This is a genomic window from Streptomyces sp. NPDC092045 (assembly GCF_044756005.1).
In the GTDB taxonomy this organism is placed as follows: domain Bacteria; phylum Actinomycetota; class Actinomycetes; order Streptomycetales; family Streptomycetaceae; genus Streptomyces.
The window spans coordinates 43,075-66,232 of record NZ_JBIVSC010000015.1 but is presented as its reverse complement, the minus strand read 5'-3'; the positions used below and the strand labels follow the sequence as shown (position 1 = coordinate 66,232).

Annotated in this window: 26 protein-coding genes, 1 tRNA gene and 1 pseudogene; 11 read left to right on the top strand and 17 right to left on the bottom strand. The window is 73.2% G+C overall.

The annotated features are described in order from the left end of the window. Window positions 1–419 precede the first annotated feature (419 nt). The 5 genes from ACIQKA_RS26395 to ACIQKA_RS26375 all read right to left on the bottom strand — a co-directional run bounded on the left by ACIQKA_RS26395 (window position 420) and on the right by ACIQKA_RS26375 (window position 1,903). On the bottom strand, window positions 420–797 hold the full coding sequence (locus ACIQKA_RS26395; RefSeq protein ID WP_383150394.1) for a fic family toxin-antitoxin system, toxin component: 378 nt from the start codon (window positions 795–797) through the stop codon (window positions 420–422). Then, window positions 797–1,036: a hypothetical protein gene (locus ACIQKA_RS26390; RefSeq protein WP_383150393.1), complete on the bottom strand. Its 240-nt coding sequence runs from the start codon at window positions 1,034–1,036 to the stop codon at window positions 797–799. Before ACIQKA_RS26390 ends, ACIQKA_RS26395 begins: the two co-directional genes overlap by 1 nt. Window positions 1,037–1,122: 86 nt before the next feature. Next, window positions 1,123–1,196 (bottom strand) — tRNA-Met (locus ACIQKA_RS26385). A gap of 65 nt (window positions 1,197–1,261) precedes the next feature. Further along, window positions 1,262–1,462, bottom strand: coding sequence for a cold-shock protein (locus ACIQKA_RS26380; protein ID WP_383150391.1), 201 nt, complete (start codon window positions 1,460–1,462; stop codon window positions 1,262–1,264). 159 nt (window positions 1,463–1,621) lie between these two features. After that, window positions 1,622–1,903: an HU family DNA-binding protein gene (locus ACIQKA_RS26375; RefSeq protein ID WP_383150389.1), complete on the bottom strand. Its 282-nt coding sequence runs from the start codon at window positions 1,901–1,903 to the stop codon at window positions 1,622–1,624. Window positions 1,904–2,236: 333 nt separating this feature from the next. On the opposite strand from ACIQKA_RS26375, the gene ACIQKA_RS26370 reads away from it, so the two are divergent. After that, window positions 2,237–3,049: a hypothetical protein gene (locus tag ACIQKA_RS26370; RefSeq protein WP_402542574.1), complete on the top strand. Its 813-nt coding sequence runs from the start codon at window positions 2,237–2,239 to the stop codon at window positions 3,047–3,049. Window positions 3,050–3,194: 145 nt separating this feature from the next. Here ACIQKA_RS26370 and ACIQKA_RS26365 read toward each other — a convergent pair whose 3' ends face one another. Next, window positions 3,195–3,752 (bottom strand): hypothetical protein, encoded by a 558-nt coding sequence (locus ACIQKA_RS26365; protein ID WP_383429587.1) that lies wholly within the window; start codon window positions 3,750–3,752, stop codon window positions 3,195–3,197. Between ACIQKA_RS26365 and ACIQKA_RS26360 the strand changes: the two are divergent. Further along, window positions 3,678–4,805 (top strand): annotated as a pseudogene (locus tag ACIQKA_RS26360) (YoaK family protein). The gene ACIQKA_RS26365 and the pseudogene ACIQKA_RS26360 overlap by 75 nt on opposite strands. A gap of 76 nt (window positions 4,806–4,881) precedes the next feature. On the opposite strand, the gene ACIQKA_RS26355 reads toward ACIQKA_RS26360, so the two are convergent. Next, the gene (locus tag ACIQKA_RS26355; RefSeq protein ID WP_383150594.1) at window positions 4,882–5,799 is read right to left on the bottom strand and encodes an NADP-dependent oxidoreductase; all 918 of its coding nucleotides are present in this window, start codon (window positions 5,797–5,799) and stop codon (window positions 4,882–4,884) included. A 256-nt stretch (window positions 5,800–6,055) separates the two neighbouring features. On the opposite strand from ACIQKA_RS26355, the gene ACIQKA_RS26350 reads away from it, so the two are divergent. Further along, the gene (locus tag ACIQKA_RS26350; RefSeq protein WP_402542572.1) at window positions 6,056–8,062 is read left to right on the top strand and encodes an ATP-binding protein; all 2,007 of its coding nucleotides are present in this window, start codon (window positions 6,056–6,058) and stop codon (window positions 8,060–8,062) included. A 70-nt stretch (window positions 8,063–8,132) separates the two neighbouring features. On the opposite strand, the gene ACIQKA_RS26345 is transcribed toward ACIQKA_RS26350, so the two are convergent. Together ACIQKA_RS26345 and ACIQKA_RS26340 are read right to left on the bottom strand one after the other, a co-directional pair. After that, window positions 8,133–8,429 carry a hypothetical protein gene (locus ACIQKA_RS26345; RefSeq protein WP_402542570.1) on the bottom strand — a complete coding sequence of 99 codons (297 nt, stop codon included), beginning with the start codon at window positions 8,427–8,429 and terminating at the stop codon, window positions 8,133–8,135. A 151-nt stretch (window positions 8,430–8,580) separates the two neighbouring features. After that, a complete protein-coding gene (locus ACIQKA_RS26340; protein ID WP_402542633.1) occupies window positions 8,581–9,030 on the bottom strand; it encodes an ATP-binding protein in 450 nt (149 codons plus the stop codon). A gap of 176 nt (window positions 9,031–9,206) precedes the next feature. Here ACIQKA_RS26340 and ACIQKA_RS26335 point away from each other — a divergent pair, with 176 nt between their 5' ends. From ACIQKA_RS26335 to ACIQKA_RS26325, 3 genes are all read left to right on the top strand, one after another. Next, the gene (locus ACIQKA_RS26335) at window positions 9,207–9,584 is read left to right on the top strand and encodes an STAS domain-containing protein (RefSeq protein WP_383150376.1); all 378 of its coding nucleotides are present in this window, start codon (window positions 9,207–9,209) and stop codon (window positions 9,582–9,584) included. 250 nt (window positions 9,585–9,834) lie between these two features. Then, the gene (locus ACIQKA_RS26330; RefSeq protein WP_383150374.1) at window positions 9,835–10,113 is read left to right on the top strand and encodes a GlsB/YeaQ/YmgE family stress response membrane protein; all 279 of its coding nucleotides are present in this window, start codon (window positions 9,835–9,837) and stop codon (window positions 10,111–10,113) included. 306 nt (window positions 10,114–10,419) lie between these two features. Next, on the top strand, window positions 10,420–10,569 hold the full coding sequence (locus ACIQKA_RS26325; protein WP_383442056.1) for a hypothetical protein: 150 nt from the start codon (window positions 10,420–10,422) through the stop codon (window positions 10,567–10,569). 93 nt (window positions 10,570–10,662) lie between these two features. On the opposite strand, the gene ACIQKA_RS26320 is transcribed toward ACIQKA_RS26325, so the two are convergent. After that, window positions 10,663–11,364, bottom strand: coding sequence for a MerR family transcriptional regulator (locus tag ACIQKA_RS26320; RefSeq protein WP_391096394.1), 702 nt, complete (start codon window positions 11,362–11,364; stop codon window positions 10,663–10,665). Window positions 11,365–11,451: 87 nt separating this feature from the next. Here ACIQKA_RS26320 and ACIQKA_RS26315 point away from each other — a divergent pair, with 87 nt between their 5' ends. After that, a complete protein-coding gene (locus ACIQKA_RS26315) occupies window positions 11,452–12,006 on the top strand; it encodes a DUF6194 family protein (protein WP_402542567.1) in 555 nt (184 codons plus the stop codon). Here the strand turns inward: ACIQKA_RS26315 and ACIQKA_RS26310 are convergent. Continuing rightward, complete coding sequence (locus ACIQKA_RS26310; protein ID WP_391096392.1) at window positions 11,970–12,863, bottom strand: PaaX family transcriptional regulator C-terminal domain-containing protein; 894 nt, start codon at window positions 12,861–12,863, stop codon at window positions 11,970–11,972. The genes ACIQKA_RS26315 and ACIQKA_RS26310 overlap by 37 nt on opposite strands. Next, entirely contained in the window at window positions 12,860–13,465 is a 606-nt protein-coding gene (locus tag ACIQKA_RS26305; RefSeq protein WP_402542565.1) for a GNAT family N-acetyltransferase, read from the bottom strand. The genes ACIQKA_RS26310 and ACIQKA_RS26305 overlap by 4 nt, the downstream gene beginning before the upstream one ends. A 170-nt stretch (window positions 13,466–13,635) precedes the next feature. Here ACIQKA_RS26305 and ACIQKA_RS26300 point away from each other — a divergent pair, with 170 nt between their 5' ends. After that, a complete protein-coding gene (locus tag ACIQKA_RS26300) occupies window positions 13,636–14,715 on the top strand; it encodes an alpha/beta hydrolase family protein (RefSeq protein WP_383150364.1) in 1,080 nt (359 codons plus the stop codon). 56 nt (window positions 14,716–14,771) lie between these two features. Here the strand turns inward: ACIQKA_RS26300 and ACIQKA_RS26295 are convergent, their stop codons facing one another. After that, window positions 14,772–15,245 (bottom strand): ATP-binding protein, encoded by a 474-nt coding sequence (locus ACIQKA_RS26295; protein ID WP_383150362.1) that lies wholly within the window; start codon window positions 15,243–15,245, stop codon window positions 14,772–14,774. Between the two features lie 248 nt (window positions 15,246–15,493). Further along, window positions 15,494–16,339 carry an NAD(P)H-binding protein gene (locus ACIQKA_RS26290; RefSeq protein ID WP_383150591.1) on the bottom strand — a complete coding sequence of 282 codons (846 nt, stop codon included), beginning with the start codon at window positions 16,337–16,339 and terminating at the stop codon, window positions 15,494–15,496. A gap of 87 nt (window positions 16,340–16,426) precedes the next feature. On the opposite strand from ACIQKA_RS26290, the gene ACIQKA_RS26285 reads away from it, so the two are divergent. Together ACIQKA_RS26285 and ACIQKA_RS26280 are read left to right on the top strand one after the other, a co-directional pair. Beyond that, on the top strand, window positions 16,427–16,846 hold the full coding sequence (locus ACIQKA_RS26285; RefSeq protein ID WP_383429623.1) for a winged helix-turn-helix transcriptional regulator: 420 nt from the start codon (window positions 16,427–16,429) through the stop codon (window positions 16,844–16,846). A 249-nt stretch (window positions 16,847–17,095) separates the two neighbouring features. Further along, the gene (locus ACIQKA_RS26280; protein ID WP_383150359.1) at window positions 17,096–17,761 is read left to right on the top strand and encodes an MSMEG_1061 family FMN-dependent PPOX-type flavoprotein; all 666 of its coding nucleotides are present in this window, start codon (window positions 17,096–17,098) and stop codon (window positions 17,759–17,761) included. 64 nt (window positions 17,762–17,825) lie between these two features. Here ACIQKA_RS26280 and ACIQKA_RS26275 read toward each other — a convergent pair whose 3' ends face one another. Then, window positions 17,826–18,707, bottom strand: coding sequence for a winged helix-turn-helix transcriptional regulator (locus ACIQKA_RS26275; RefSeq protein WP_402542561.1), 882 nt, complete (start codon window positions 18,705–18,707; stop codon window positions 17,826–17,828). Between the two features lie 137 nt (window positions 18,708–18,844). On the opposite strand from ACIQKA_RS26275, the gene ACIQKA_RS26270 reads away from it, so the two are divergent. Next, on the top strand, window positions 18,845–20,101 hold the full coding sequence (locus ACIQKA_RS26270) for an MFS transporter (protein ID WP_383152930.1): 1,257 nt from the start codon (window positions 18,845–18,847) through the stop codon (window positions 20,099–20,101). A gap of 557 nt (window positions 20,102–20,658) precedes the next feature. On the opposite strand, the gene ACIQKA_RS26265 is transcribed toward ACIQKA_RS26270, so the two are convergent. Next, entirely contained in the window at window positions 20,659–21,075 is a 417-nt protein-coding gene (locus ACIQKA_RS26265; RefSeq protein WP_383429629.1) for a hypothetical protein, read from the bottom strand. 536 nt (window positions 21,076–21,611) lie between these two features. Further along, window positions 21,612–23,138, bottom strand: coding sequence for an MFS transporter (locus tag ACIQKA_RS26260; RefSeq protein WP_402542559.1), 1,527 nt, complete (start codon window positions 23,136–23,138; stop codon window positions 21,612–21,614). Window positions 23,139–23,158 lie beyond the last annotated feature (20 nt).

Here is a 23,158-nt window from a genome sequence, read left to right as displayed (position 1 = left end):
CCCGACAGGACGCCGCGGACCCGGCCGTGACCCGCCGGAGACGCCCTAACGCCTCCACCGGCGCTCGGGCGCCGTCGCCCACAGCGTCAGTCCCACGAGAGAGAAGACCGCCACTCCCACGAGGGCGATGGGGATCCCCAGGGCGAGGGCGAACCCCAGCAGAAGCTCCGCCCACGTCGGGTCTTCGCCCATCGTGCTTCCCCCTTGTGTCATGAACGGCATAACTCGCCGGAGGGCGCTCCGGTTCCCGTCCACGACGGCGGGCACAGGCACGACGAGCGTCGACCCACCCGCTACGGGCTACGGGGCGGCGGAGGCCCTGCGGCGCCGGGCGCCGAACGGGCCCGGCCCGAAGACGAGCGGGCCCAGCGCGACCAGGGCTCGTCCGGGTCACCACGTGGGTGCGCCCCGGCCGGAATTCAGGCGCTTCCGGGCCAGCCGCGCAGCAGGGCGTCGATCCTCGCGGTGGTGCAGGCGGGATCCCGCAGCAGATCGCGCAGGGCGATGGCGTCCTGCCTGGCGGGCTCGACCGGGATCCCGGAAGCCTCCAGGTACATCACGCCCGTCGCGGCGGCCACGGCCATGTTGGAGCGTTCCAGCCATCGGCAGCGGCCGAGGACGTGTATCAGGGCGGCGGCGCGGGCGTAGGGGCCGTCGTAGACGGGGCGGTCCAGCAGTTCGGCCCGGTGGGCGGCGACCGCGGCCACCGGCACCCCGTAGTCCTCGGGGGCCGGATCCCCCGCTCCCGCGATCTCGGCGACCCGCAGGATCCAGGGAACGTCGATGTGCAGCTCCATTACGCGGCGTGCGCTCCGGAGGTGCGGCGGTCGGCGTCCTCGGCTTCGTCGAAGACGCCCTGGTGCTCGGCGAGGAACCGCTCCGCGGCCTCCAGGCCGCGCTGCCGCAGCCCTTCGGTGTCCTCGTGCACGAGGACGGCGATGTAGTCGCCGAGGCTCAGGCCCCGGTCCCTGGCACGGGCTTCCGCCAGTCGCTTGATCTCGTTGTCGACGCGCGCACCCAGCTGTGTCTTCGCCATCCTTCGATGGTAACAGCCGTTACCAGACGGGGAAGGGCGCGCACACGAAAAGGGGCCCGGCTGACACCGGGCCCCTTCTCTTCTCGTAGCGGGGACAGGATTTGAACCTGCGACCTCTGGGTTATGAGCCCAGCGAGCTACCGAGCTGCTCCACCCCGCGTCGGTGACACCACCGTACACGGTGGCCGACGCGGGGCAAAAAGGGGTTTCGTGCGGGCCGGCGGATCAGGCGCGGACGATGTTCTCGGCCTGGGGGCCCTTCTGACCCTGCGTGACGTCGAAGGTCACGGTCTCGCCCTCCGTCAGCTCGCGGTAACCGTTGCCGGAGATGTTGGAGTAGTGGGCGAAGACGTCCGGGCCGCCGTCCTGGGCGATGAATCCGAAGCCCTTCTCTGCGTTGAACCACTTCACGGTACCGCTGGCCATGCTGCTGTCCTTCGATCAAGCCGGGGATTCCGGCCGGGGTGGGGAGAGGGGCGCCTTCCCCCTGCGGGAAGACACCCGGAACCCGCTCCGGTCCGCGCGCGGTTCGATCGGTCGACCGATCGCGCGGCGCGGAGCCGGAACGAGTGGTGCGAGGAGGCGTTACGCGCCCTTGGCGGCTTCCTTGAGCTTCGAGCCCGCGGAGACCTTCACGCCGTAGCCGGCCGGGATGTCGATCGGGTCGCCGGTCTGCGGGTTACGAGCGGTGCGAGCGGCACGGTGGGTGCGCTCGAAGGTCAGGAAGCCGGGGACGGTGACCTTCTCGTCGCCCTTGGCGACGACCTCGCCGACGGTCTCGGCGAGGGCCGTCAGCACGGCGTCGGCGTCCTTGCGGGTGACCTCGGCGCGATCGGCCAGGGCGGCCACCAGCTCACTGCGGTTCATCGGTGGAGCACTCCGTATCTGTGGATCGCCCCGGCCGTCTGATCGCGGTCGGGACATCTCCCCGTTACCCTGCCATCGCCCTCTGACACCACCCGGCGACCAACACTCCTCATGACCCGTATGGGGCATGCCCGAGGGGGAATTCGGTGCGGCGCCCCCGGCCACTCCTCGCACATTGTTCGAACGGGCTCTTGACGCATGGGCATTCCACCTCGCTCACCCACCGGGCGCACCAGCTCCTAAGAGGGTTTTTTCGGGCTGTACAGGCCTGATTCGGCCAGTCGCGAGTAACATCCGGCAGCAATGCCCATCGTTTAGGGAGTGTGGACTGCCGTGCCGAACGAGCTGAACAGCACCTCGATTCACACCAGGTACGCGGAGCAGCTCGCCGCCGACCTCGCGGGAAACCGCGCGGAGCAGGCGTCGATCGCCGCCCGTCTGGAGCAGTTGCAGGCGGAGGAGAAGTGGCTGATCACGACGTTGGATTCGGTGCCGGGACCCATCGCACCGGCAAGCGGCGTGACCGAGCCGGCCAAGGCCGTGCAGGAGGCGGCCGTGCCCCAGCCCCGGGAGACCCGGGAGGCGGCCCCGGCCAGGAAGCCGGCCGCCAGGAAGCCGGCCGCCAGGAAGGCAGCGGCCGGTAAGACGCCGGCCAAGAAGGCCCCGGCGGCGAAGAGGACGGCCGCGAAGAGGACGGCCGCGAAGACGGCGAAGGCCCCGGCCGAAAAGCCCGCGGCCGGGAAGACCGCGGCCGGAAAGACCACGCCCAAGAAAACGACGGCGGGCAGGGCGGCGGAGAAGAAGCCCTCCGGCAGCCTTTCGGAGGCGCAGTCCGCGCCCACGCTCGGCACGCTTCTCGACGGTCTGCTGGACGGGTTTCCCGGCGAGCCGCTGAAGGTCAGCGAGATCCACGCGGAGTTCGCGAAGGCGCACCCCGAGCGTTCGACCTCGGTCCAGGTCGTCCGCAACGCGCTGGAGGGCCTGGTGAAGAAGGACCGGATCGAGAAGGACACACGGCAGGGCGTCGCCCTGTACACCAAGCCCGGGGCCACGGACGCCGCCGATGCCGGTGCCGGGGCGCCCGTATCGCCCGCCGAGCCCGCCGAGCCCGCCGAGCCCGCCGAGGCGGTCGCGGCCGGGGTCTGAGCGGTCCGACGGCCGGGCTCTCGCGCGCTTCGGCGGAGCGCGGGGTGCGAAGGCGCTCTCGGGGCCTGGCCGTCGTGGACGGTCGGCCGTCCGGGCCGCCTCCCCGCGCCGGGGGACGTCGCGGGCCGACGCGGCCGTGCGCTGCTCAGCCTTGTCGGTGGGGGCGGCGGTGCGGCTTGCGCGGGCGTCGGACGGTGTCCGCCCCGGCGTCGGCGGCGGCGTGGGCGGAGGAGAACAGGTTCGGCACGGCCGGGTGCGGAGACGCGGGGGCCTGGGTGGCCGGCCTGGCGGCGGTGGGTCTGGTGGGGGCCGTGGCGCGGGCCAGGACGCGGGCGTGCGGGATGTGCGGCGCGCACGCCGCGCAGACCTCCTCCACGATCCAGACCTGGCCGATGACCGGGTCGTGGCGCAGGATCATCACCACCCCGCCCGCGCAGAGCGTCTTGTGCCCCGGGTGCGCGTCGCAGTGCTCGGAGCGGCAGTGGCAGGCGGCGTTGGGGCGGACGGTGGCGGCCTTGGCGTGGGCGGCGGCGTGCCGGGCGGCGAAGGCGCGCAGGGAGGCCAGGTCCCGGGAGCGGGCGGGCATCTTGCACGGCGAGGTGCAGGTGACGCTCGCGGTGCGGTCGCTGTGGCCGGTCAGACGGACGGTCCAGGCCCGCCCGGGCACACGCGTGGTCAGGGTTTCGGCAGGAGCAGTCGTCACGCGGAGGAATCCGTTCGTCAGTGGTTGTTCGATCATGGTCCGAGGCCGCTGCGTGGCATCCGTGGGCCATCGGGACCACAGGTTTTCTTCCCACGTGTCCGGCTTCGCAAGCGGTGCGACCGGTTCCTGTCTCGGCAAGCCGTGCCGCGGACCGGTTCCGCGGAGGAGACCGCTCGTCAGGAGGGCCGTCCACCAGGGCCGGTACTCCCGTGCGGCGGCTCGGCCGCCGGGGGACGCCCGCACCCGGAGGGACGCCTCCGCACGGCGTGGGACGCTCGCCCTTCCTCATCGCCTCTGTTCCAGTGGAGGGGTGACACGGAGACGAACCGTCGGCGGGGACGGCCACACACTCGGACGGGCCTTCGCGAGCCGGGGCGGTACCGGCCGGGAGGGGGCGCGGTGAGCCGTGGAGGGGCGGTCGCGCGGTGGTTGTTCCCCGACGGCCACCGCTACGCGCGGTTCGTTCCCCCGCTGCTCGTGCTGACGTTCGTCAGCGGGCTGGTGGACGCGGTGAGCTTCCTCGGGCTGGGCCGGGTGTTCGTGGCCAACATGACCGGCAACGTGGTCTTCCTCGGGTTCGCGCTGTCGGGGGCGGCCCCGTTGTCGGCCCCGGCATCGGCCGTGGCGCTCGCGGGGTTCCTGGCCGGGGCCGTCGCGGGCGGTGCGTGGCGCCGGGAAGCCGAGGCCGGAGCGCTGTTCGCGCCGCTGGTCGCCGTCCAGGCGCTGCTGGTGGCGTCCGCCCTCGCCGGCCAGGCGGCCGGCTGGGGCCGGTACGCGGTCCTGGTGCCGCTGGCCTGCGGAATGGGGTTGTAGAACGCCGTCGTGCACCGCCTGGGAGTGCCGGACCTGACCACCACCGTGATGACGCGGACGCTGACGGGGTTCGCCGTCGACCGGCCGGGCCCCGGCACCGTGCGGCGCGGGGCGTCGGTGGTCGTACTCGCGGCGGGGGCTCTCGCGGGAGGTCTCCTGCACGCCCGCACCGGTGTGGAGGGAACCCTGGCCGTGGCCCTGGCCCTCCTGCTCGCCGCCGTACTGGCGGCACACCGGTGACACGACGGGCCCGTCGGCGGACAGGGGCCGTTGCCCGAGCACGGCCGGGGCCGGCGACCGGCGGCCGGGGGCGGCTTCAGACCTCGATGACGATCTTCCCCGGGGCATGGCCCTCCTGACTGAGGGTGAAGGCCGCCGCGAGTTCGGAGAGCGGAAACGTCTCGGCGACGTCGACCGTGAGCTTGCCCTCGTCCACGAGCCGGCCGAGCACCGTGAGGTCCTCGCTGGACGGCCGGACCCACATCCACTGGCCGCCCGCTCCGAGCACGGAGTCGTCGGCGATGGAGGCGTGCCGCCCGCCCTCGGCCAGGACGGCCAGGGTGGTGTCGAGGACACCGCCCACGAAGTCGGCGACGACGGTGACGCCGTCCGGGGCCAGGGCGCGGACGCGTTCGGTCAGTCCGTCCCCGTAGGCGACGGGCTCGCAGCCGAACCCGCGCAGCCGGTCGTGGTTGCGCGGGGAGGCGGTGCCGATGACCCGCGCGCCGAACGCCCGGGCGAGCTGGACGCCGAAAGAGCCGACGCCGCCGGCCGCGCCGTGCACGAGGACGGTGTCGTCGGCGCCCGTGCCCAGACGCGTGAGGAGCTGGTAGGCGGTCAGGCCGGCCAGCGGCAGTCCGGCGGCCTGCGCCCAGTCCAGGGAGGCGGGCTTGGCGGCGAGGGTGCGGACGGGCACGCTGACGTACTCGGCGAAGGTGCCGCCGTGCACGTAGTCCTTGCGGGCGTAGGCCATCACCTCGTCGCCGGCCGCGAACTCGGGCACGTCGATGCCGACGCGCTCGACGGTGCCGCTGACGTCCCAGCCGGGGACCACCGGGTGAACGACGTCCATCAGGCCGTCGAGCCCGCCCGCCATGATCTTCCAGTCGACCGGGTTGACCCCGGCGCACCGGACCTTGACGAGGACCTCACCGGGGGCGACCTTCGGCAGCGGCAGCCGGGTCTCGCCGAGGACCTCCGTCCCGCCGTAGGTCTCGTACGCCATCGCCCTCATGGTGTCCTCGGACATCCCTGTGCCTTTCCCTGAACGGTCGGTCGTGCCGCCCCATCTGAGCACGGCGGACCCGGGAGACCCCGGGAGGCTCGCCCGCGCGCGGTGTCGCCCTCGGGGAGGGAGACCCGCCGGACCGGCCACGGCCGCACGCCACGGGTCGGGCCGGTTCGACGAGCGGCGGCGGGAGGGTACCGGAAGGTCCGCGCTTCGCCGAACGCGTGCGGTCCGTTCCTCGTTCTGCCGGAGAATACGAAGAATGGACACGTGGATGCCGCCGGAGAGCGGGACGTTCGTCGGGCGGGCCGGGGAAGTCGAGGAGCTGGCGTCCCTGTTGGGCGAACGGCGGCTCGTGACGCTGGTGGGCACGGGCGGGATCGGGAAGTCCCGGCTCGCCTCGCACGTCGCCGGCGGTGGCGGGCCGGACGTCTTCGCGCGGGTCCACTGGGCCCCGCTGTGGTCGCTGGCCCATGGCTCCCTGCTCGTCCCGCTGGTCGCCGACGCGTGCGGCCTGTCGGACCACTCGCCCGGCGATCCCGTCGACGCGCTGGCCGACTGGATCGGGGCACGCCGTGTCCTGCTGGTGCTGGATTCCTGCGAGCACCTCGTCGCGGCGTGCGCGGCGCTGGTGAAGGACCTTCTCGCCCGCTGCCCGGGGCTCGTCGTGCTGGCGACCAGCCGTGAACCGCTGGGAACGGAGGACGAGTTCCTGTTTCCCGTCGGTCCGCTGCCGATCGACTCCGACGCGATGGAACTGTTCGCCGACCGGGCCGGCGCCGTCGGGGTCCGCTGGACGCGCCCCGAGGACTTCGTCGCCGCCGCCGAGGTGTGCGGGTGGCTGGAAGGCGTGCCGCTGGCGCTGGAGCTGGCCGCCGCGCGGTTGCGGGAGAGGTCGCTGCCCGCGATGGCGCGGCTCCTGCGCGGCAGGCTGTCGCTCTCCGAGGGCCCCGAGAGCCGGGTCCAGCCGTCGCGCCACCGTGCGCTGCGCACCACGATCGGGTGGAGTCACGAACTGTGCGAGCCGCGGGAGCGGTTGTTGTGGGCGCGGCTGTCGGTGTTCCGTTCGGCCGCCGCGGTGGACGACGCGGTACGGGTGTGCGGCGGCGGGCCGTTGACCGGAGACGCCTTGGAGCAGGCCCTGGAGGGGCTGGTCCGCAAGAGCGTCGTGACCCTGTCCGGCGGCCGTCTGCACCTGTTCGACTCCGTCCGCGAGTACGGGGCGATGTGGCTCGCGGAGCTCGGTGAGACGCGGAGCGTGGCCGACAGCCACGCGCGGCGCTTCCACGAACTGGCGCTCGTCGCCGAGGACTCCTGGTGGGGGCCGGGACAGGCGGCCTCCTACGCGCGGCTGGTCGGCTGCTACGGCGATCTGTGCGCGGCGCTGGAGCACCTGCTGGCCACCGACCCCCCGGCGGCCGCGGAACTGGCGGGGACGCTCGGCTTCTTCTGGGCGTGTTCGGGCCATCTGCACGAGGCGGCCCACTACCTGGAGGAGTGCGTGCGGCTGGTCTCGGGGCCGGAGGCCGTCGTGGGCAAGCTGGTGTGGGCGCTCGGGGTGGTGCGCTGCCTGCGGGGCGAGTACGACGTCGCGGCCCGGCTGGCGGGCCGTGCCGACGAGTGCGCGGTGCGGGCGCGGGACGCGACGCTCCTCGTCGACGCCGGCTACCTGCGCGGTCTGGTGATGCTGCTGCGGGGCGATCCCCGGGAGGCGCTGGCGGTCGCGGAACGGGCGCTGGCGGAACGGGGCGCGGCGATGCCCGCGGTGGCGCGGTGCCGGGTGATGCGGGTCTTCGCCCTGACGGCGTCCGGCCTGCTCGAAGAGGCCCGGGCGGGGGCCGAGGAGCTGCGGCGCGACGCGGCGTCGGCGGGCGAGCAGTGGACGCGGTCCTACAGCGAGTACCAGCTGGCGGTGATAGCGCTGCGGGAACGGCGCTCGGCCGACGCCGCCCGCCATGCCCGGGCCATGCTGCGGGGCAAGCGCCTGATAGGTGACGTCTTCGGCCTCGGCCTGGGGCTCGACCTCCTCGCGGTCGCGCTGTCGGCGCTGTCCCGGGGCGAGGAGGCGGCCTCGGCGTACGGGACGGGTGAGGTGTTCTGGCGGATGGTGGGGCATCCGCAGCGGGGCACTCCCGAGCTTCAGCCGTTGCGGCGCGGTGCGGAGCTGTCGGCCCGGAAGCAGATCGGCGACACCGTGTACGACGACGCGTACCGCCTGGCCACGCTGACGGATCCGTTCTCCGCGCTGGAGGCGATCCTGTCGGAGTGAGCGGGCCGCCCGGCGTCCGGCGGGAGCGGCGGTGACGGACGTGAGCCGGCCGACGACCGGAGGACGCGGGTCAGGGGACGTCTCCGGTGTGGTGGAAGCGGCAGGCGACGCCCGGGCCCGGACAGCGCGGCTCGCCGGGGCGCGGCGCGTAGAGCGCGCGCCCGCCCGGCCACCGGGAGAGTTCGGTGGACAGGGCGACCCCGTCGTCGACCTCCGCCGGCGGCCACCCGTGGATGTCCAGCAGGAGACCGTCCAGCGGCCCGCCGACGAGTTCGGCATAGGTCCGGCCCGCTCTCGGACCGGGATCGGGGTCGTCGTGGTCACGGCCGTAGACCCGGCCGCGCAGCAGCTGCTCGTCACCATCCATCCGATCAGCTTCTCAACCGCCACTGACAAGGAGGTGACAAGGAGGTGCGGACGGCGGTTCCGGCCAGCCGGTGACGACCCCCTCCCCCGTGTCCGTCGCACGGAAGGGGCGTGACCGTGCGGGAGAACCGCCTCTCCCCCGCGGGCCGGCGTCAGGTGGGGGCGTCACCGGGGTCGTCGGTCAGGGCGAGGGTGACGGTGATGCGTTTGCCGACCGGCTCACGGCGCGCCTCGAAGCTGCGGGCGACCGCCATGACGATCTCCAGGCCGTGCTGCCCCACCCGGCCGGCGTCCGCGGCCCGTGCGACGGGCAGCACCGGATCCCGGTCCCGCACCGTGATCACGACCGCGTCGCCGACGATCCTCAGGTCCAGGGACGCCGGGCCGGGCGCGTACTTGCGGACGTTGGTGACCAGTTCGCCGACCACCAGCCGGGTCAGGTCGACCGCGCGGTGGGAGACGTCCAGACCGTGCTCGGTCCGGACGCGGGCGAGGAAGTCGGCCGACAGACGGCGGGCCCGGGCGATGTCGTCGCCGTCCCCGCGCAGAGCGGACGCGATCCGCGGGGGCCGGTCCGCCCACGCCGTCCCCCGGTCCCTCACCGCATCCGATTCCGTCACAGCCGTCACTCACTCCCCGTTCCCCGTCGGCGACGCCCACCCGCACACCCGCGGATGACGCCCTGCACTTCGCCCCGTCCGCCGCCGCGGGAGGTCCTCCCGCAAGCCGGGCCCAACGGCCCTACACACACGGGTATGCATATGCCAGGATCACTCGCATGACTAGGGGAGAGACATCGGGGACCGGACACGCCGGGCAGCCCGGACGGCTGTCGGCGGCGACCACCGACATCGAGGGCGTCCGCGTGGTCGCCCTGAGCGGAGAGATCGACCACACGACCGGCGACACCCTCCGCCAGGCGCTGGCCGTCCCCGACACTCCCGGCCCCCGTGTCGTCGCCGACATGCGGGAGGTCACCTTCATGGACTCCAGCGGCATCAACGTCCTCATCACCGCCCACCACGCCCTCACCGAGGCCGACGGCTGGCTCCGCCTGTCCGGAACCACCGACCCCGTCCTGCGCACCATCGGCCTCGTCGGCCTGGACACCGTCATCGGCTGCCACGAAACCCTCGCCCAGGCCCTCGACGCCTGACGCTCCTGGCCGTTGCGACGAGAAAGCGGGGTGGGACGGCCGCCGCCGTCACGACCCGGGCAGGTGCGCGCACGGTGGGCGTCGTGGCGGCCCGTCAGTGGTCGGCCGGCGTCAGGGCACCGCTCTCCAGGGCGGGACCGGCCTCCAGGAACAAGCCGGCTGGAATTTTTCGGTGGGGGACGTTTACTCGGGCCCGATTGGTCCAGACGACTACCTGACAAGTTCCTTACATGACGAACTGGAGAGCATGATGGGCATCATCGCGTGGATCCTCATCGGTCTGATCGCCGGCGCCATCGCCAAGGCCCTGATGCCGGGCAAGGACCCCGGCGGCATCATCATCACCATGCTCATCGGCATCGCCGGCGGTCTGCTCGGCGGCTTCCTCGGCAAGGTCGTCTTCGGCGTGGACTCCGTCGACGGCTTCTTCGAGATCTCCACCTGGGTCGCCGCGATCGTCGGGTCCGTCATCCTGCTGGCCCTCTACCGTCTCGTCACCGGCAACCGCCACTCGCACCGCCACGCGTAACCCGCGAGAACCGCGGCACGTCGAAGTCATTCCCGAACGGCTCCCTCCTGTGTTCACAGGGCGGGAGCCGTCGGCGTTTCCCGGACGGGAGGAAGCCGGACGACGCTCCCCGCCCGGCGGGGTCCACCACCCCCCCACCGGGGGCGGTGAAAGCGCGAGGGGGGAAGCAGCGGGCCGCAGGGGAACGACCTGTACGACCCGCCTGGCGCCCTCGCCCGGACATGCGATCTTCGTCCTTCTGGCTCATGGTGAATCGAAACCTTCTGCTCCACGCCACCTCCCGTGGCACCCCTGTCAGGAGGCGTCATGGTGGCCCTGGCTCTGCTCGTCCCCCTGCTGCTCATAGGCATGATGTTCGTGCTGGACGCTTTCGAAGGATTCCTGTTCCCGCCTCCGGCTCCTCTTCCGGAAGCGCCGCCGGAGCATCCCGGGAACCCGCCGGACCACGAGGAGTGAGGCCTCGCCCGGCCCGTTCGCGGACGGGCCGGGACGTACGCCGCGCTTCGAGGCGCGCCACCGGTCCGCACAGGGCCTCGCGGCCGTCCCGGATCAGTCCGCCCGCTCGCGCAGCGAGAGTACGGCGCCGAGTGCCGAGGCGGCGTCGAGAAGGGCTCTGGAGCGCGCGGCGATGCCGGCGTCCCTGGCGGCCAGCGCCGCGTCGACGTCCTCCGACCGGCGGGTGCGCCGCAGCTGCGGCATGAGGGTCCGGAGGGTCGTGACGCGGTATCCGGCCCTGCGCAACTGGTGGACGATCCGTGCGTCCCGTACCTGCGCCGGTGTGTAGCGCCGCGTTCCCCGCCCGGGATCGCGGTCGGGGGTGACGAGGGCCTCCGCGTCCCAGTGCCGCAGCGTCGACGGGCGCACGCCGAGGGCGGTGGCGAGTTCGGAGATGCCCATCGAGTCCGAGGCGCGCACGTCGCCGATCGGCTCGCCGGAGATCGCGCGAGCGGCCTCCTCGGCCCGCCTCAGACCCTCGCGCTCCGCGTCGAGGCGGGCGTGCGCGGCGTCGAGGAGGGCCAGGGCCTGGGAAACGGGGCTCAGGTGGAAGGCCCGGACGATGTCCTTGGCCTCGACGGGCCCCACACCCGCGGCAAGGGCCCGGTAGGCCAGCGCGGACCGCAGGTGCACCTCGTCGTAGGTCCGGTAGCCCGTGGCCGTACGCGCGACGGGCGGAAGTACGCCGTCGCGTTCGAGGTTGCGCACGTGCTGGACCGAGCACCCGGCGCGACGCGCGACGTCGGCGGTGCGCATGCCTCCCGATTTGAGACTTGCCATCCTGAAATCCCCGTACCTGCGCCTCGAAGTCTCCACAAGTACCTTAATGGAACGCTGGAGCACATGACGAGTGAAGAGATCATCGACTTCGTGGCGGGCCTCCACGGGATCCTGGCCCTCAGGCCCGCCCCCGGCGACGGCACACCGGCGATCGGCCGGGGCGACGCGTTCTTCTTCTACGCGCCCGACGGCGTCGCCCCGGAGGGGGGCCAGCCCTTCGCGACCGTCGTGACCAAGAACTACCCCGGCGACGAGGCGTCCCGTCTGGACCGGCCGGACGCCTTCCGCGTGAACATCGCCGCGGGGAAGGAGGCGTTCGTCCGGTGGACCGGTCACGCACCGCGCGAGCCGGCCTCCGGCGAGGTCGACCCCAGTACCGCCGACGTCGTGATCGCGCACCCCGTCTACGGCGGTGTCGGCTGGCTGGCGGTGGTGAACCCGGGGGAACGCGCCGGAGCGTCGACGCGCGAGCTGCTGCGAACGGCCCACCGCCTCGCACGCGCGCGCCATGTGCGGCGTGCCGAATCGGCCACACGAGCGGGATCGGCGGCCTGCGGCGGGGGCGGACCCGCCCCCGCCGGTCACCCGGCGACCTCCGGGCCGAGCGCGTCGGCGTAGAGCGCGAACAGGCGGATGCCGGGTCCGGAGCCCGTGCGCGAGGCGTCGTCCAGGCGCTTCCAGCATTCGGCCGCCAGCCGGCGGGCGTGACTGCCGGGCCAGGGCTGCGGCAGGAGTTCGGGCGGCAGGAGGGGGTCGGGGGTCATCGCCTCGGTGAAGCGGGCGGCGAGTTCCACGGCCGTGGTGAGCCGTTCGACATCGGTGGGCCCCGGCTCTCCCCCGAGCAGGGGCAGACAGGTTCCGGCGAAGGCGGCGAGGCGTTCGTGCCGCCGGGCGATCTCGGCGAGCGGCCACAGCGCGGCGGCCAGTTCCCGCGGACCGGTGAGGTCGCCGACGCGCAGGTCGGTGGTGGTCAGCCGGGTGAGGGTGTCGTCGATGCCGAGGTGCCGCGCCTGGGCGTCGACGAGTTCGCCGACGGGGTTGGCGGTGACGTACAGGCCGTTCTGGACGGGCGCGGCACCGAGGTGGAGGAGGTGCTCGCGCAGGGAGTCGCGGGCGGCGCGCCGGGCTTCCGGAACGGCGAAGGCGTACAGGTGCCAGGTGCCGTCCCAGGGGGCGAGTCCGGCGTCCTGCCGGTAGGCGTGGCGGACGTGGGAGGCGTCGGGCGCGAGCGATCCGGTGGCGTCGGCCACGGCGCGCAGGGTGGCTTTGCGGCCCCGGCCCTGTCGGGTGAAGCGCCCTTCGGCGACCAGGCGCGTGACGCACAGTCTGACCTGCTGGTCGCTCATGCCGAGCAGTCCTGCGACGGAGTGCAGTTCGTCGGCGTCGACCGTTCCGTCTTCGCGGACCAGGCTCTGCACGACCAGCCGCGTGGGGATCTCCGGCCGTTCGGCACGCGCGGGCGTGGTGGTGTTCATCGTGTCTTCCCCTCGCTGGTCGCGTCCGCCCCGGTGACCGGTCGGCGCATGGTGGTGACGGCGCCGAAGCCCAGCAGGCGGCGCAGGTACGGGGTGTGCTCGGTGTGCTGGGCGGTGAAGCCGTGCCGTTCGTACAGCGCCCTGGCGCGGGGGTTGGTGTCGATGACGTCCAGGCGGATCCGGCGGCAGCCGTTCTCGGCGGCGAGGGAGGCGATCTCCTGGAGCAGGAGGGTGCCGATGCCTTCGCCGCGGTGCGCGGCGTCGACGGCGATGCCGTCCATGACGAGCTCGCCCGCGGCGGGGGTGCGCTCGAACAGGGCGAGGACCGCCAGACGGGGCAGCCCGCGGAACGGACCGTAGGCCGAGAGGACGTCCCTCGCGCCACCGCCGGTCAGCGCGCGGCCGCCGAGGCGGTAGCCGGCCACTCCGACCACCCGGCCGTCGACGAGGGCGACGACGCCCCGGTCCCGGTGGAGGTGGGCGGCGATGAACGCGCGTCCCCTCTCCGGCGGGTTCAGCGCCGGCGCCAGCTTGCGGCCGAAGGCCTCCCAGTACAACGCCGCCACCCGCTCCTCACCGCCCTCGGGTATCCCCCTGCGCACCGTCGGCCGTCCACCTCCGGGGGCCTTGCCCGCTGCCCTGTCCACTCGACTCCTCCGTCTCCCGCCGGTCCACCTCGATCTATCAACTATAGTACGTTCATCCTCAGAACGATCGTTGGCGAGATGATAGATATCAGGGGGTTCACGTGCTCCGGACACGAGGGCGGCCGATGCCGCGCAGGTGGAGAACGGTCCTGTGGACGCTGGTCGCGGCGGTGCTGACGGGCGTCGGGCTCGGCGGGGCGGTGGTGTGGCAGAACACCTACGCGCTGCGCGAGGAGAAGGTGGTCCTGCACCACCGGGGGCAACCGCTGGAAGGCGTACTGGCCCGGCCACGGCACGGACGGGGGCCGTTCGGGCTGGTGGTCTTCGTCCACGGCGACGGTCCGGTCGACGCGACGCACGAGACGTTCTACCGGCCGCTGTGGGAGGCCTTCGCCCGGGCCGGGTACGCCTCGCTGTCGCTCGACAAGCCCGGGGTCGGGGGATCGGGGGGCGACTGGCTGGACCAGAGCATGGACGACCGGGCACGGGAGACCCTGGCCGCCGTGGCGTGGGCTCGCGGGCGTCCGGACATCGACGGCCGCCGCATCGGCCTGTGGGGGGCGAGCCAGGCGGGCTGGGTCCTGCCCAAGGTCGCCGCGCGGGACCGGGGGCTGCAATTCGTCATCGCCGTCTCCCCGGCCGTCAACTGGCTGCGGCAGGGTCGCCACAACCTCCTCGCCGAGCTGGAGCGCGACGGTGCGACCCCCGGGGAGAGGGAGACGGCGCTGCGCCGGCGGGAGACCGTCCTGAAACTGCTAGACAGAAGGGCGTCCTTCGCGGAGTACCGCGCCGCCACCGGCGACACGGACGACATGACCGGTGCGCGGTGGGCCTTCATCACCCGGAACCACCGCTCGGACGCGACCGCCGACCTGCGCGCCATGCGCGGTACGCCGCTGCTCCTGGTGCTGGCCGGGCGCGACGTCAACGTGGACGTCGCCGACACCGAAACCGTCTACCGCGACGTCCTGCCGCCGGCGTCCCTGACGGTCGCGCACTACCCCGGCGCCACGCACTCCCTGGTGGACGAGGACCTGGAACGCTCCGACTGGCGCCTGACGCTGACCGCGCTGTTCGCTCCCCGGCGGTTGTACACCGACCGTTTCCTCGACGACCAGGCACGGTTCGTGGATCGGCTTCCCCACCGGGGAAGCGTCGCGCCCGCTCCCGGAGCGACGAAGCATCCGGCGAATCGGGGGCCTTGAGGAATTCCCTGCGGAATTCCCGGAAACGGCCTCACGGCGCGGGGAACGGCTTTTCCCTATACCGGACTAAGGCTGTCGGACAGGGCGATGCGGGCGGTGACGCACTTGCCCCCTTCTCCTCGCTCGACGAAAAGGTCCTCGGCGATGGCCTTGATGATCTCCACGCCGTGGTGCCCGACCCGGTCCGGGTCGGCCGTCTGCACCGTGGGAAGGGCCGGATCGCTGTCCCACACGATGATGTCGACGCTGCCGTTGGTGACGCGCAGCTCCACCAGCACCATTCCGGGAGCGTACTTGTAGGCGTTGGTGACCAGCTCGCTGACCACGAGGCCGGTCAGGTCCTTCGCGCGATCGGAGATCGGCATGCGGTGCTCGGCGCGCGCCTCTTCGAGAAAGACGGCCGCGCGGTGACGGGCGTCCGCGATGCAGCTGCTGTCCCTGTCGAGCCCGTAACCGGCGCACATGAGCAGCTCGCCCGACCCGGGCCGGACACCGCTCTCGCCATTGACATGGGTTTCCACCGAATTCACCCTCTCTCCTGTCAGCACAGCACGATTACCCAGCCAACCGTTTCTGACACAGAAGGGCTTGAGCAACTCCGGCATCCCGGACAGGAGGCCCTCCGGTCGAACGGTCACCGCAATCGACCGGCAGAGAGGCACCACGGGCGAAAAGGGAATGATTCATCCGGTGGGCAAAGGCCATGTCTTCACGAAGGGTGGTCACACGAACGGCTCCGGCATCGGACTGCGGACGCCCGCCGCCGGCGCCGGCCATTTCACCGCGCGCCGCCCACGAGCTCGCCGGGGGCTCGCTCCGGTCGGGCGGCGGCCGCGGTCGCAACGGCCACGGCCAGGGGGTCGCGGGCCGGGCGGCCGAGAAGATCCGCGAGGTCGGCCGTGGTGCCGTCCAGGAAGCCGTGCCGGATGCCCGTGGCGATCGAAGCCAGCATGGGCGGCTGGAACGGCAGGAGCCCCGCCGTCCCGTCGAGGAGCCTGCGCCGGTACTCCCCCAGCCCGAGCGTGCGGTGCGGGACCCCGAGGCGGTCGGCCACCTGCCCCGCCGTGATCGGCGTACCGACGAGGTCGTGGACCCGTCCACGGTGCCGGTCCGGACGCGCCGCGACGATCGCCGCGGCATCGGCGAGGTCCTCCCTCGCGACCGCGGCCAGGGCCCCGTTCCCGAACGGGGACTCCACGCCGTCACCGGCCCATGTCAGCAGACCGCCGAAGAGTTCGGCGTACAGGCCGTTGCGCAGGATCGTCCACGGCAGTCCGCTCGCCCGCACCAGGCGCTCGGTGGCACGGTGCGCCGGCGCGAAAGCGAGATGGTCGCCGGCCGTGGTCAGGCTCGTGTAGACGACGTGGTCGACGCCGTCGCGCACGGCGGCGTCCAGGGCCGCCGCGTGCCGTTCGACGACCTGGTCGTCCTCGGCGTAACCGGCGGAAACCAGCACCAGGGTCGACACCCCGGAGAAGTCGAGGCTCGTGCGGGCGTCGAGGTCGAGGTGCCGCATCCCCTCTCCCGGTGTGCGGCTGCCGCCGGTCGCAGTGGCACCGAGGGTGCGCAGCGCGGCCAGGGTGGCCGCGCCGAGGTTCCCGTTCGCTCCCGTCACCAGGATCATGTCAGTCACGCTCTTCCGTCGTGGTTCTCATCGGTAACTACGCTTGATCCTCGATCGCGCACCCGTCGGCCACAAGAAGGCAGTCTGATGTCACTCACGCACACCGGAGTAACCGCCCCCGCCGCCCTCGACCCCTGCGGCCGCGAAGACCATCCCGACTGCGGCATCCGCGACGTCCTGGACCGCATCGGCGACAAGTGGTCGGTGCTCGTGATCGTCGAACTCGCCGGCGGGCCGCGCCGATTCCGCGAACTGCAGCGCGCCGTCGACGGCATCTCCCAGCGGATGCTCACCCTCACCGTCCGCAGGCTCGAACGCGACGGCCTCGTGCTGCGCACCGTGTACCCGACCGTCCCGGCCCGGGTCGACTACCGCCTGACCGAGACCGGCGCCGACCTCACCCACCTGGTCAAGGCGCTCGCCGACTGGTCGCTCGCCCACCGCACCGCCCTCGCCGAAGCGCGGCACGCGTACGACCGGGCCCATCCCGACCACGACGTCCGATGACGGGAGACACCGGGCGCGTGCCGGTCGGCACGGATCCACTCGTCACCGACCAGGTGGAGGAGGTTCCCTCCTCGACACGGCTCCGGGCCACGGTCTTCGCTTGCGTCCGCGCACTCCTCGGGCACCGAGACGGCCTCGAAGACGGTTCCGCCCGCACGTCGTCTTCCTGGCGCTTCCGCTCCGCATCGGCGCGGGCGGGAGCACGGCCCGGTCCGCGCACCGGCCCGGCCGTCTTCTAGGGTCGTCCGCATGACGATCGACACCGGGGCCCCTGGCGCGCTCTTCGAATCCCTCCGGGCGGACGCCCTCACCGGCCCGGACCAGCTGCGCGAGCTCTACCCGCAGCCGAACCCGCACGCGCTCCGCAAGGAGATCGACCACCTGACCGAGGAGACCCGGGCGCTGATCGGCTGTTCCTCGCTGGTGTTCATCGGCAGTGCGGACGCGGAGGGCCGGGCGGACGTGACACCGCGCGGCGGTCCGCCCGGGTTCGTCTCGGTGCTGGACGAGCGGACCCTGGTGATCCCCGACGCGACCGGCAACAAGCGGCTCGACACCCTGCACAACGTGCTGCGGACCGGACGCGTCGGACTGCTCTTCCTCATCCCCGGCCGCCCGACCACGCTGCGCGTCAACGGCCGCGCCTGCGTGTCGGCCCGCCCGGAGCTGCTCGACCGGCTCACTCCCGTCGGCAAACCGCCGGTCACGGCGATCGTGGTGGACGTCGAGCAGGTCTATCCGCACTGCCCGAAGGCACTGATGCGCTCCAGCGCCTGGCGGCCGGAGCAGTGGGTGCCCGCCGGCGCCCAGCCGACCAGCGCCGAGGTGACACTGGCCCAGCTGAACCTGCCGGACCTGACCGTCGAGCGGATCGAGGAGATCGAGCGGGAGTCGCTGCGCCTGCGTTACGAGTGAGCCGGACCGGGTCCCGCCCCTCCTCGGCGGCCGGGTCCCCCACCGCCCGACGAGGCCTCCGCCCTCAGGCCTCCGCCGCCAGCCGCCGCACCTCCGTCAGCGCCTCGTCCACCGCCGCCGGGATGTCCGTCACCGGAAAGCGCGCGCGTCGCACCACGCGGTCGCGGTCCACCACCAGCACGGCCCGCTTGAGCCGCAGCAGCTGCCCGGCGCGGAAGGTGGGCAGCCGCAGGGCGGCGGCGAGGTACAGGTCGACGTCCGAGAGGAGGATGAAGGGAAGGCCCTCCCCGACCGCGAACACGCGCTGCTCGTCCGGGCGTTGGGTGCTGACGCCGTACACCTCCGCGCCCGCCGCGCGGAAGTCCTCGTACGCGTCCCGGAAGAGCCGGTTCTCCAGCGTGCAGCCGACGGTGCCGGGGATGCCCGACCAGCCGTCCGGCAGGGGGCCGGGGGCCCCGGTCGCCGGATAGCAGAACAGGACGGTGGCCGCGCCGTCGGCCACCGGGTCCACCGGCGCGCCGTCCCGGTGCCCCGGGAGCTCCAGGCGCGGCAGCCGCTCGCCCACCAGACCCGCGACGCGCCGCGCCTCCGCGCCCGCCTCGTCGGCGGTGCCGCTGAGGGAGCCGTCGCCGAAGACCCAGCGGTCCGCCCAGTCCTGCATCGACAGCAGCACGGGCAGCAGCCCCCGGCCGCTCTCCGTCAGCCGGTACTCGTACCGCACCGGCCTGTCCCGGTACAGGACCTTCTCCAGGACCCCCGTGTCCACCAGATGCGCCAGGCGCTCGGTGAGCACCTTCCGGGAGATGCCCAGCTCCTCCTGGAGCGCGTCGAACCGGTGGTGCCCCCGCGCGGTCTCCCGGATCAGGAGCAGGCTCCACCAGTCGCCGACCACCGCCGCCGCCTGCGCGATCGCGCAGGCGGCGTCCCGCTCGGGAACCGACCTCATCACACCGTCTCCCCTCTTCCGCGCACGGCGGCCGCTCGTCGGAACCATCTTGCGCCATGAGGTGGGTTCCCTATAGAAACTTACCCGGGGCAGTGAGTTCCCAAAAGAGACTGACGAGACCCGGGGGTGGGCACCGCATGGGCGGAACACGAGCGATTCCGAAACAGGACCGGTACGACGACGAGCGGGAGGCCTCGTCGACGGGTGTCTTCTGGCGCTTCTGGGCCGCCGCCACCGTCAGCGGCGCGGGCACCGCCGTCACCGCCCTCGCCCTGCCGCTCGTCGCCCTCACCGTCCTCGGCTCCACCGCCTTCGAGGTCGCCCTGCTCGCCGCGGCCGGACAGGTCTCCTGGTTGCTGCTCAGCCTCCCGGCGGGCGTCGTCGCGCAGCGCGTACCGCTGCGCCGGCTCCAGGTCGCGCTCGACCTCGTACGGTTCGCGGCGCTCGGGTCGCTGCCGCTCGCCTGGTGGCTCGGCAGCCTCACGTATCCGCACCTGCTGGTCGCGGCGCTCGTCACCGGCGCGGCGACGGTCCTGTTCGACATCGGCAACTCGACCTTCCTGCCCGCCGTCGTCCCGGCCCGGCAACTGGCCGCCCGCAACAGCGTCATGTCCGGCACCCACGCCGTCACCGACACCGGCGGCCCCTCCCTCGGCGGCCTCCTGGTCGGTGCGACCGGCCCGGTCGGCGCGCTCGTCGTGGACGCCGCCAGCTATCTGACCTCCGCCGTGCTCCTGCGCACCCTCCCCGAGAGCCGCCCCGCTCCCCGCACCGGCGAGAGCGCGCTCCGGCTGATGCGCGAGGGCTGGCGGTACGTCACCGGGCACCCGGTCATGCGGCCCTGCATGATCTGGGCGACCGCCGCCAACTTCCTCAACGCGGCGCTCCTCGCCCTGACCCCCCTCTACCTGGTCCGCGAGGCCGGTCTCGACGCCGTACAGCTCGGTCTCGTCCTCGCCATGGACGGGGTCGGCGCGCTCGCCGGCGCCGCCGTCGCGGTCCGGGTGACCACCCGCCTCGGCACCGCGCGGGGCGTCGTCGTCGCCGACCTGGCCGGCGGCGCACTGCTCCTGCTCGCCCCGCTGACCACGTCGGCGGGGGACGCGTACTGGTTCGCCCTGGGCAACGCCGGCTTCGCCTTCGGCTCCGTCATCGGCTCGATCACCACCCGCACCTACCGGCAGACCCAGTCGCCCCCGGAGCTGCTGTCCCGCGTGATGGCCACGGTCCGCTTCGTCTCCTGGGGCGCGTTGCCGCTCGGCGCGCTCACCGCCGGCCTCCTCGCCACCTGGGCCGGCGTCCACACCGCCCTGTGGACCGTCTGCGCCGCAGCCGTCCTGCCCTCGCTCTACCTCTTCTCCACCGGAGTGGGCCGCCACCGTGACCTCGCCTGACGCCCGGCTCCACGAGGGCGACGAAGTGCCTCTGCCGCGGCCTCGGTTTCGCCGCCCTCGCGACCGGGCGGGCGGTGGGGCACATCGTTCTCCAGCGGTCCGGCGGCGAGGCGTGCGGCGAGACCGGCTCCCGGACGGGGCTCCGACCGCGATCTCCTGCCCGGGGCCCCGTGCGACGGCTCCCACGAGTCCACCGTGCTCGACGTCCAGCGGGCGGTCCCGGAGAACCCGGCCGCCCCGCCGCCTCCGTCGCCCGTTTCGCCGTCCCCCCTTCGGCGCTGCCGCGCCGGGCGCTCGCCGCTCGTCCCGGCCTCCCTCCGGAGGTGTACGGGCGGCTCGCCGCGGATCCCGTTCCGGGTGTCCGTGCCGGCCTCGCCGGGAACCCCGCGATCGGCACCGGCCTGATGAACCCGCCGGTCGCGACCCGTGACGCGCTCGCTGTCGACCCGGACGCGAAGGTGGTGATGGCCGGGTGCCGCCGGACGCGGCCCCGGTGCTCGTGGCCGACGGGACGCCGTCTCCTTCGCGGTGCCGATCCGTGGGGACGGTGTCCCCGATCAGCAGTTGCGGATGGAGTAGACGGGCGCCCAGTTCACGGCGTACACGCTGTTGTCGGCGGGGAAGGTCCGGATCACGTTGCCGCCCGAGCCGTAAAGGGTCGCGACGGCGCCGCCGCTCTGGCTGTTCTTGGCCTCGCCCCAGTCGCCCCAGTTGGACAGGTGGTACCGGGTGCAGTTGTAGAAGTAGAAGACGCGGAACCGGTTGACGGTCGGGTCCCAGACGGAGGCGCAGAAGTTCCCCGGGGCACAGCCGACGCCGGCGCCGGGCGGCAGCAGTTCCGTGCGCGCGGGGGCCGGGGAGGACGTCGGGGCGACGGCGGCCGGGGACGCCTGGACGGGGCCGGTGGTGAAGGCGGAGGCCAGTGCCAGGGTGACGGCGCCGAGGACTCCGGGCAGAGAACGCTTGGTGGGCATGATGCGTGATCTCCCTGTGAGGGGTGCTCCGGGTGGGAGCGGGCCGGGTCAGCGGATCCGCTGCTCCCGCATACCCATGGTCCCGGTCGGTTCCCGGTCGGCGCCACGGGTTTCGAGCACGGCCGAATACCGCTGGTCGTGCCGTGTTCCAGGAGGTCTGCGCCGAGGCGGGTCACGCCGTGCGGGACGGCGCGGCCGATCCGCCGGCCGGTGAGGAGCCCGGCCTCCCGCAGGACGGTCACGTGGTGACGGTCCGTCGGCGGGCCGGGGCCCGCCCTGCCCGCCGGTTCGCTCGTGGTCCGGCCCCGGCCGCCTCCGCCGGGAGCGCCGCCCGCGCAGCGCCTGTGCGTCGCCCTCGGCGAGGGGGCGGGGGCCGTCGGGCGGTCCGTGGCGTCGCCGTGCGGGCACGGCCGTGCCCCGGTCCGCAGGGGGAGGCTGCGGGCCGGGGCACGGCCGTTGGTGGAGGGCGGCTGCCGGTCCTGTCGGTTCCGCCGGTCAGAGGGAGGAAGCCGGAACCTTCGGTGCCCGTACCGCCGTCATCGAGGCGTGCTCTCCGCGTGCTCCCGCTTCTCCTCGGCGGAGGCGTCCTCGGCCTGCTCCTGCTCCGTGCTCCGGGGCAGCCAGCGGAGGGCCAGGATCCCGAGCGCGGCGTGCAGGAGGCTGGCCACCGCCACGGCCGCGTGCAGGCCGGTGACGAAGGCCGACTTCGCGTCCGCGACCACCGCGGGCGCGAGGCCGGGCAGGTGCAGGGTCTCGTCGAGCGTGGGGGCGAGGTCGGGTCCCTGGAGCCGGAAGAGCAGGGCGGCGAGAGAGCCGATGAGCGCGATGCCGAGGGCGTTGCCGATCTCGTTGCTGGTCTCGGCGATCGCACCGGCAGAACCGGCCCGCTCGGCCGGGACGGCGCCGACCGCGGTGTCGGCGACGACGCTGAAGGAGATGCCGTAGCCGAGGCCCGCGATGGACGTGGAGGCGATGTACCAGCCGACCCCGCCGGTGATCGTGGTGGGGAGCAGGAACAGCAGTCCCGCCGCGATGGAGAAGTGGCAGACGATGAGGACCGTCCGCTTGCCGATGCGGTCGACGACCATGGGCGTGACGACGCAGGTCACGATGAGGACCACCGCGCCGGGCAGGGCCAGGAGCGCCGCCCGCAGGACGGGCAGGTCCAGGACGGACTGGAGGTAGACGCCGGACAGGTAGGCGGCCGCCGACCAGGCCGCCAGTGGCAGCAGGCCCGTGATGATGGCGACGGTGAAGACCCGGTCGCGGAAGAGCGAGAAGTCCATCAGCGGGTGTTCGAGGTGCCGTTGCCGGCGCACGAACAGGACGAGGAGCGCCAGGCCGCCCAGTCCGACGAGGACGGAGAGCAGCGAGAACCCTTCGGCGGCGGCGTGCTTGAGGCCGTACACGAAGCCCAGGAGGCCGGCGGCGGAGGCCACGACGCTGAAGACGTCCACGCGGCCGGTGCGGGTCGTGCTGACCTCGCGCAGCAGGATGGGCGCGAAGACGAGGAACAGGGCGATGACGGGCAGGTTGATCAGGAAGACCGAACCCCACCAGAAGCGTTCGAGCAGGAAGCCGCCGGCCACCGGGCCGATGGCGAACCCCGCCGCGAAGGCGGCGGCGAAGATGCCGATGGCCTGCGCCCGGCGCCGCGGGTCGGTGAACAGCTCGCTCAGCACGGCCAGCGCCGACGGCAGGAGGGTCGCGCCGGCCACGCCCATCAGCGCGCGGGACGCGATGAGGAGCTCCGGACCGGGCGCGAAGGCGGACGCGGCGGACGCGAGGCCGAAGACGGTCGCGCCGATCATCAGCAGCTTCAGGCGGCCGTACCGGTCTCCGATGTTGCCGAACGCGATCAGCAGCGAGCCGACCGCGAAGCCGTAGATGTCCAGGGTCCACAGGGCCTGGTCGGCCGTGGGGGTGAGGTCCTGGCTGACCCGGGGCATCGCCAGGTACAGGATCGACCCGTCCATGGAGACCAGCAGGACCGGGCCGAGGACGACGAGGAGTCCCAGCCACGCGCGCAGGCCCGGGGAGTTGTGTGTGTGCTGTTCCGACATGTCTCGACCGTCGGCCACGG

Excerpts from the sequence above, each read along its gene's own strand:
- ACIQKA_RS26395 (WP_383150394.1), bottom strand. The coding sequence starts at position 797 with ATGGAGCTGCACATCGACGTTCCCTGGATCCTGCGGGTCGCCGAGATC.
- ACIQKA_RS26390 (WP_383150393.1), bottom strand. The coding sequence starts at position 1,036 with ATGGCGAAGACACAGCTGGGTGCGCGCGTCGACAACGAGATCAAGCGA.
- ACIQKA_RS26380 (WP_383150391.1), bottom strand. The coding sequence starts at position 1,462 with ATGGCCAGCGGTACCGTGAAGTGGTTCAACGCAGAGAAGGGCTTCGGA.
- ACIQKA_RS26375 (WP_383150389.1), bottom strand. The coding sequence starts at position 1,903 with ATGAACCGCAGTGAGCTGGTGGCCGCCCTGGCCGATCGCGCCGAGGTC.
- ACIQKA_RS26355 (WP_383150594.1), bottom strand. The coding sequence starts at position 5,799 with ATGAGGGCGATGGCGTACGAGACCTACGGCGGGACGGAGGTCCTCGGC.
- ACIQKA_RS26350 (WP_402542572.1), top strand. The coding sequence starts at position 6,056 with ATGGACACGTGGATGCCGCCGGAGAGCGGGACGTTCGTCGGGCGGGCC.
- ACIQKA_RS26345 (WP_402542570.1), bottom strand. The coding sequence starts at position 8,429 with ATGGATGGTGACGAGCAGCTGCTGCGCGGCCGGGTCTACGGCCGTGAC.
- ACIQKA_RS26335 (WP_383150376.1), top strand. The coding sequence starts at position 9,207 with ATGACTAGGGGAGAGACATCGGGGACCGGACACGCCGGGCAGCCCGGA.
- ACIQKA_RS26330 (WP_383150374.1), top strand. The coding sequence starts at position 9,835 with ATGGGCATCATCGCGTGGATCCTCATCGGTCTGATCGCCGGCGCCATC.
- ACIQKA_RS26325 (WP_383442056.1), top strand. The coding sequence starts at position 10,420 with ATGGTGGCCCTGGCTCTGCTCGTCCCCCTGCTGCTCATAGGCATGATG.
- ACIQKA_RS26320 (WP_391096394.1), bottom strand. The coding sequence starts at position 11,364 with ATGCGCACCGCCGACGTCGCGCGTCGCGCCGGGTGCTCGGTCCAGCAC.
- ACIQKA_RS26315 (WP_402542567.1), top strand. The coding sequence starts at position 11,452 with ATGACGAGTGAAGAGATCATCGACTTCGTGGCGGGCCTCCACGGGATC.
- ACIQKA_RS26310 (WP_391096392.1), bottom strand. The coding sequence starts at position 12,863 with ATGAACACCACCACGCCCGCGCGTGCCGAACGGCCGGAGATCCCCACG.
- ACIQKA_RS26300 (WP_383150364.1), top strand. The coding sequence starts at position 13,636 with ATGCCGCGCAGGTGGAGAACGGTCCTGTGGACGCTGGTCGCGGCGGTG.
- ACIQKA_RS26290 (WP_383150591.1), bottom strand. The coding sequence starts at position 16,339 with ATGATCCTGGTGACGGGAGCGAACGGGAACCTCGGCGCGGCCACCCTG.
- ACIQKA_RS26285 (WP_383429623.1), top strand. The coding sequence starts at position 16,427 with ATGTCACTCACGCACACCGGAGTAACCGCCCCCGCCGCCCTCGACCCC.
- ACIQKA_RS26280 (WP_383150359.1), top strand. The coding sequence starts at position 17,096 with ATGACGATCGACACCGGGGCCCCTGGCGCGCTCTTCGAATCCCTCCGG.
- ACIQKA_RS26275 (WP_402542561.1), bottom strand. The coding sequence starts at position 18,707 with ATGAGGTCGGTTCCCGAGCGGGACGCCGCCTGCGCGATCGCGCAGGCG.
- ACIQKA_RS26270 (WP_383152930.1), top strand. The coding sequence starts at position 18,845 with ATGGGCGGAACACGAGCGATTCCGAAACAGGACCGGTACGACGACGAG.
- ACIQKA_RS26265 (WP_383429629.1), bottom strand. The coding sequence starts at position 21,075 with ATGCCCACCAAGCGTTCTCTGCCCGGAGTCCTCGGCGCCGTCACCCTG.
- ACIQKA_RS26260 (WP_402542559.1), bottom strand. The coding sequence starts at position 23,138 with ATGTCGGAACAGCACACACACAACTCCCCGGGCCTGCGCGCGTGGCTG.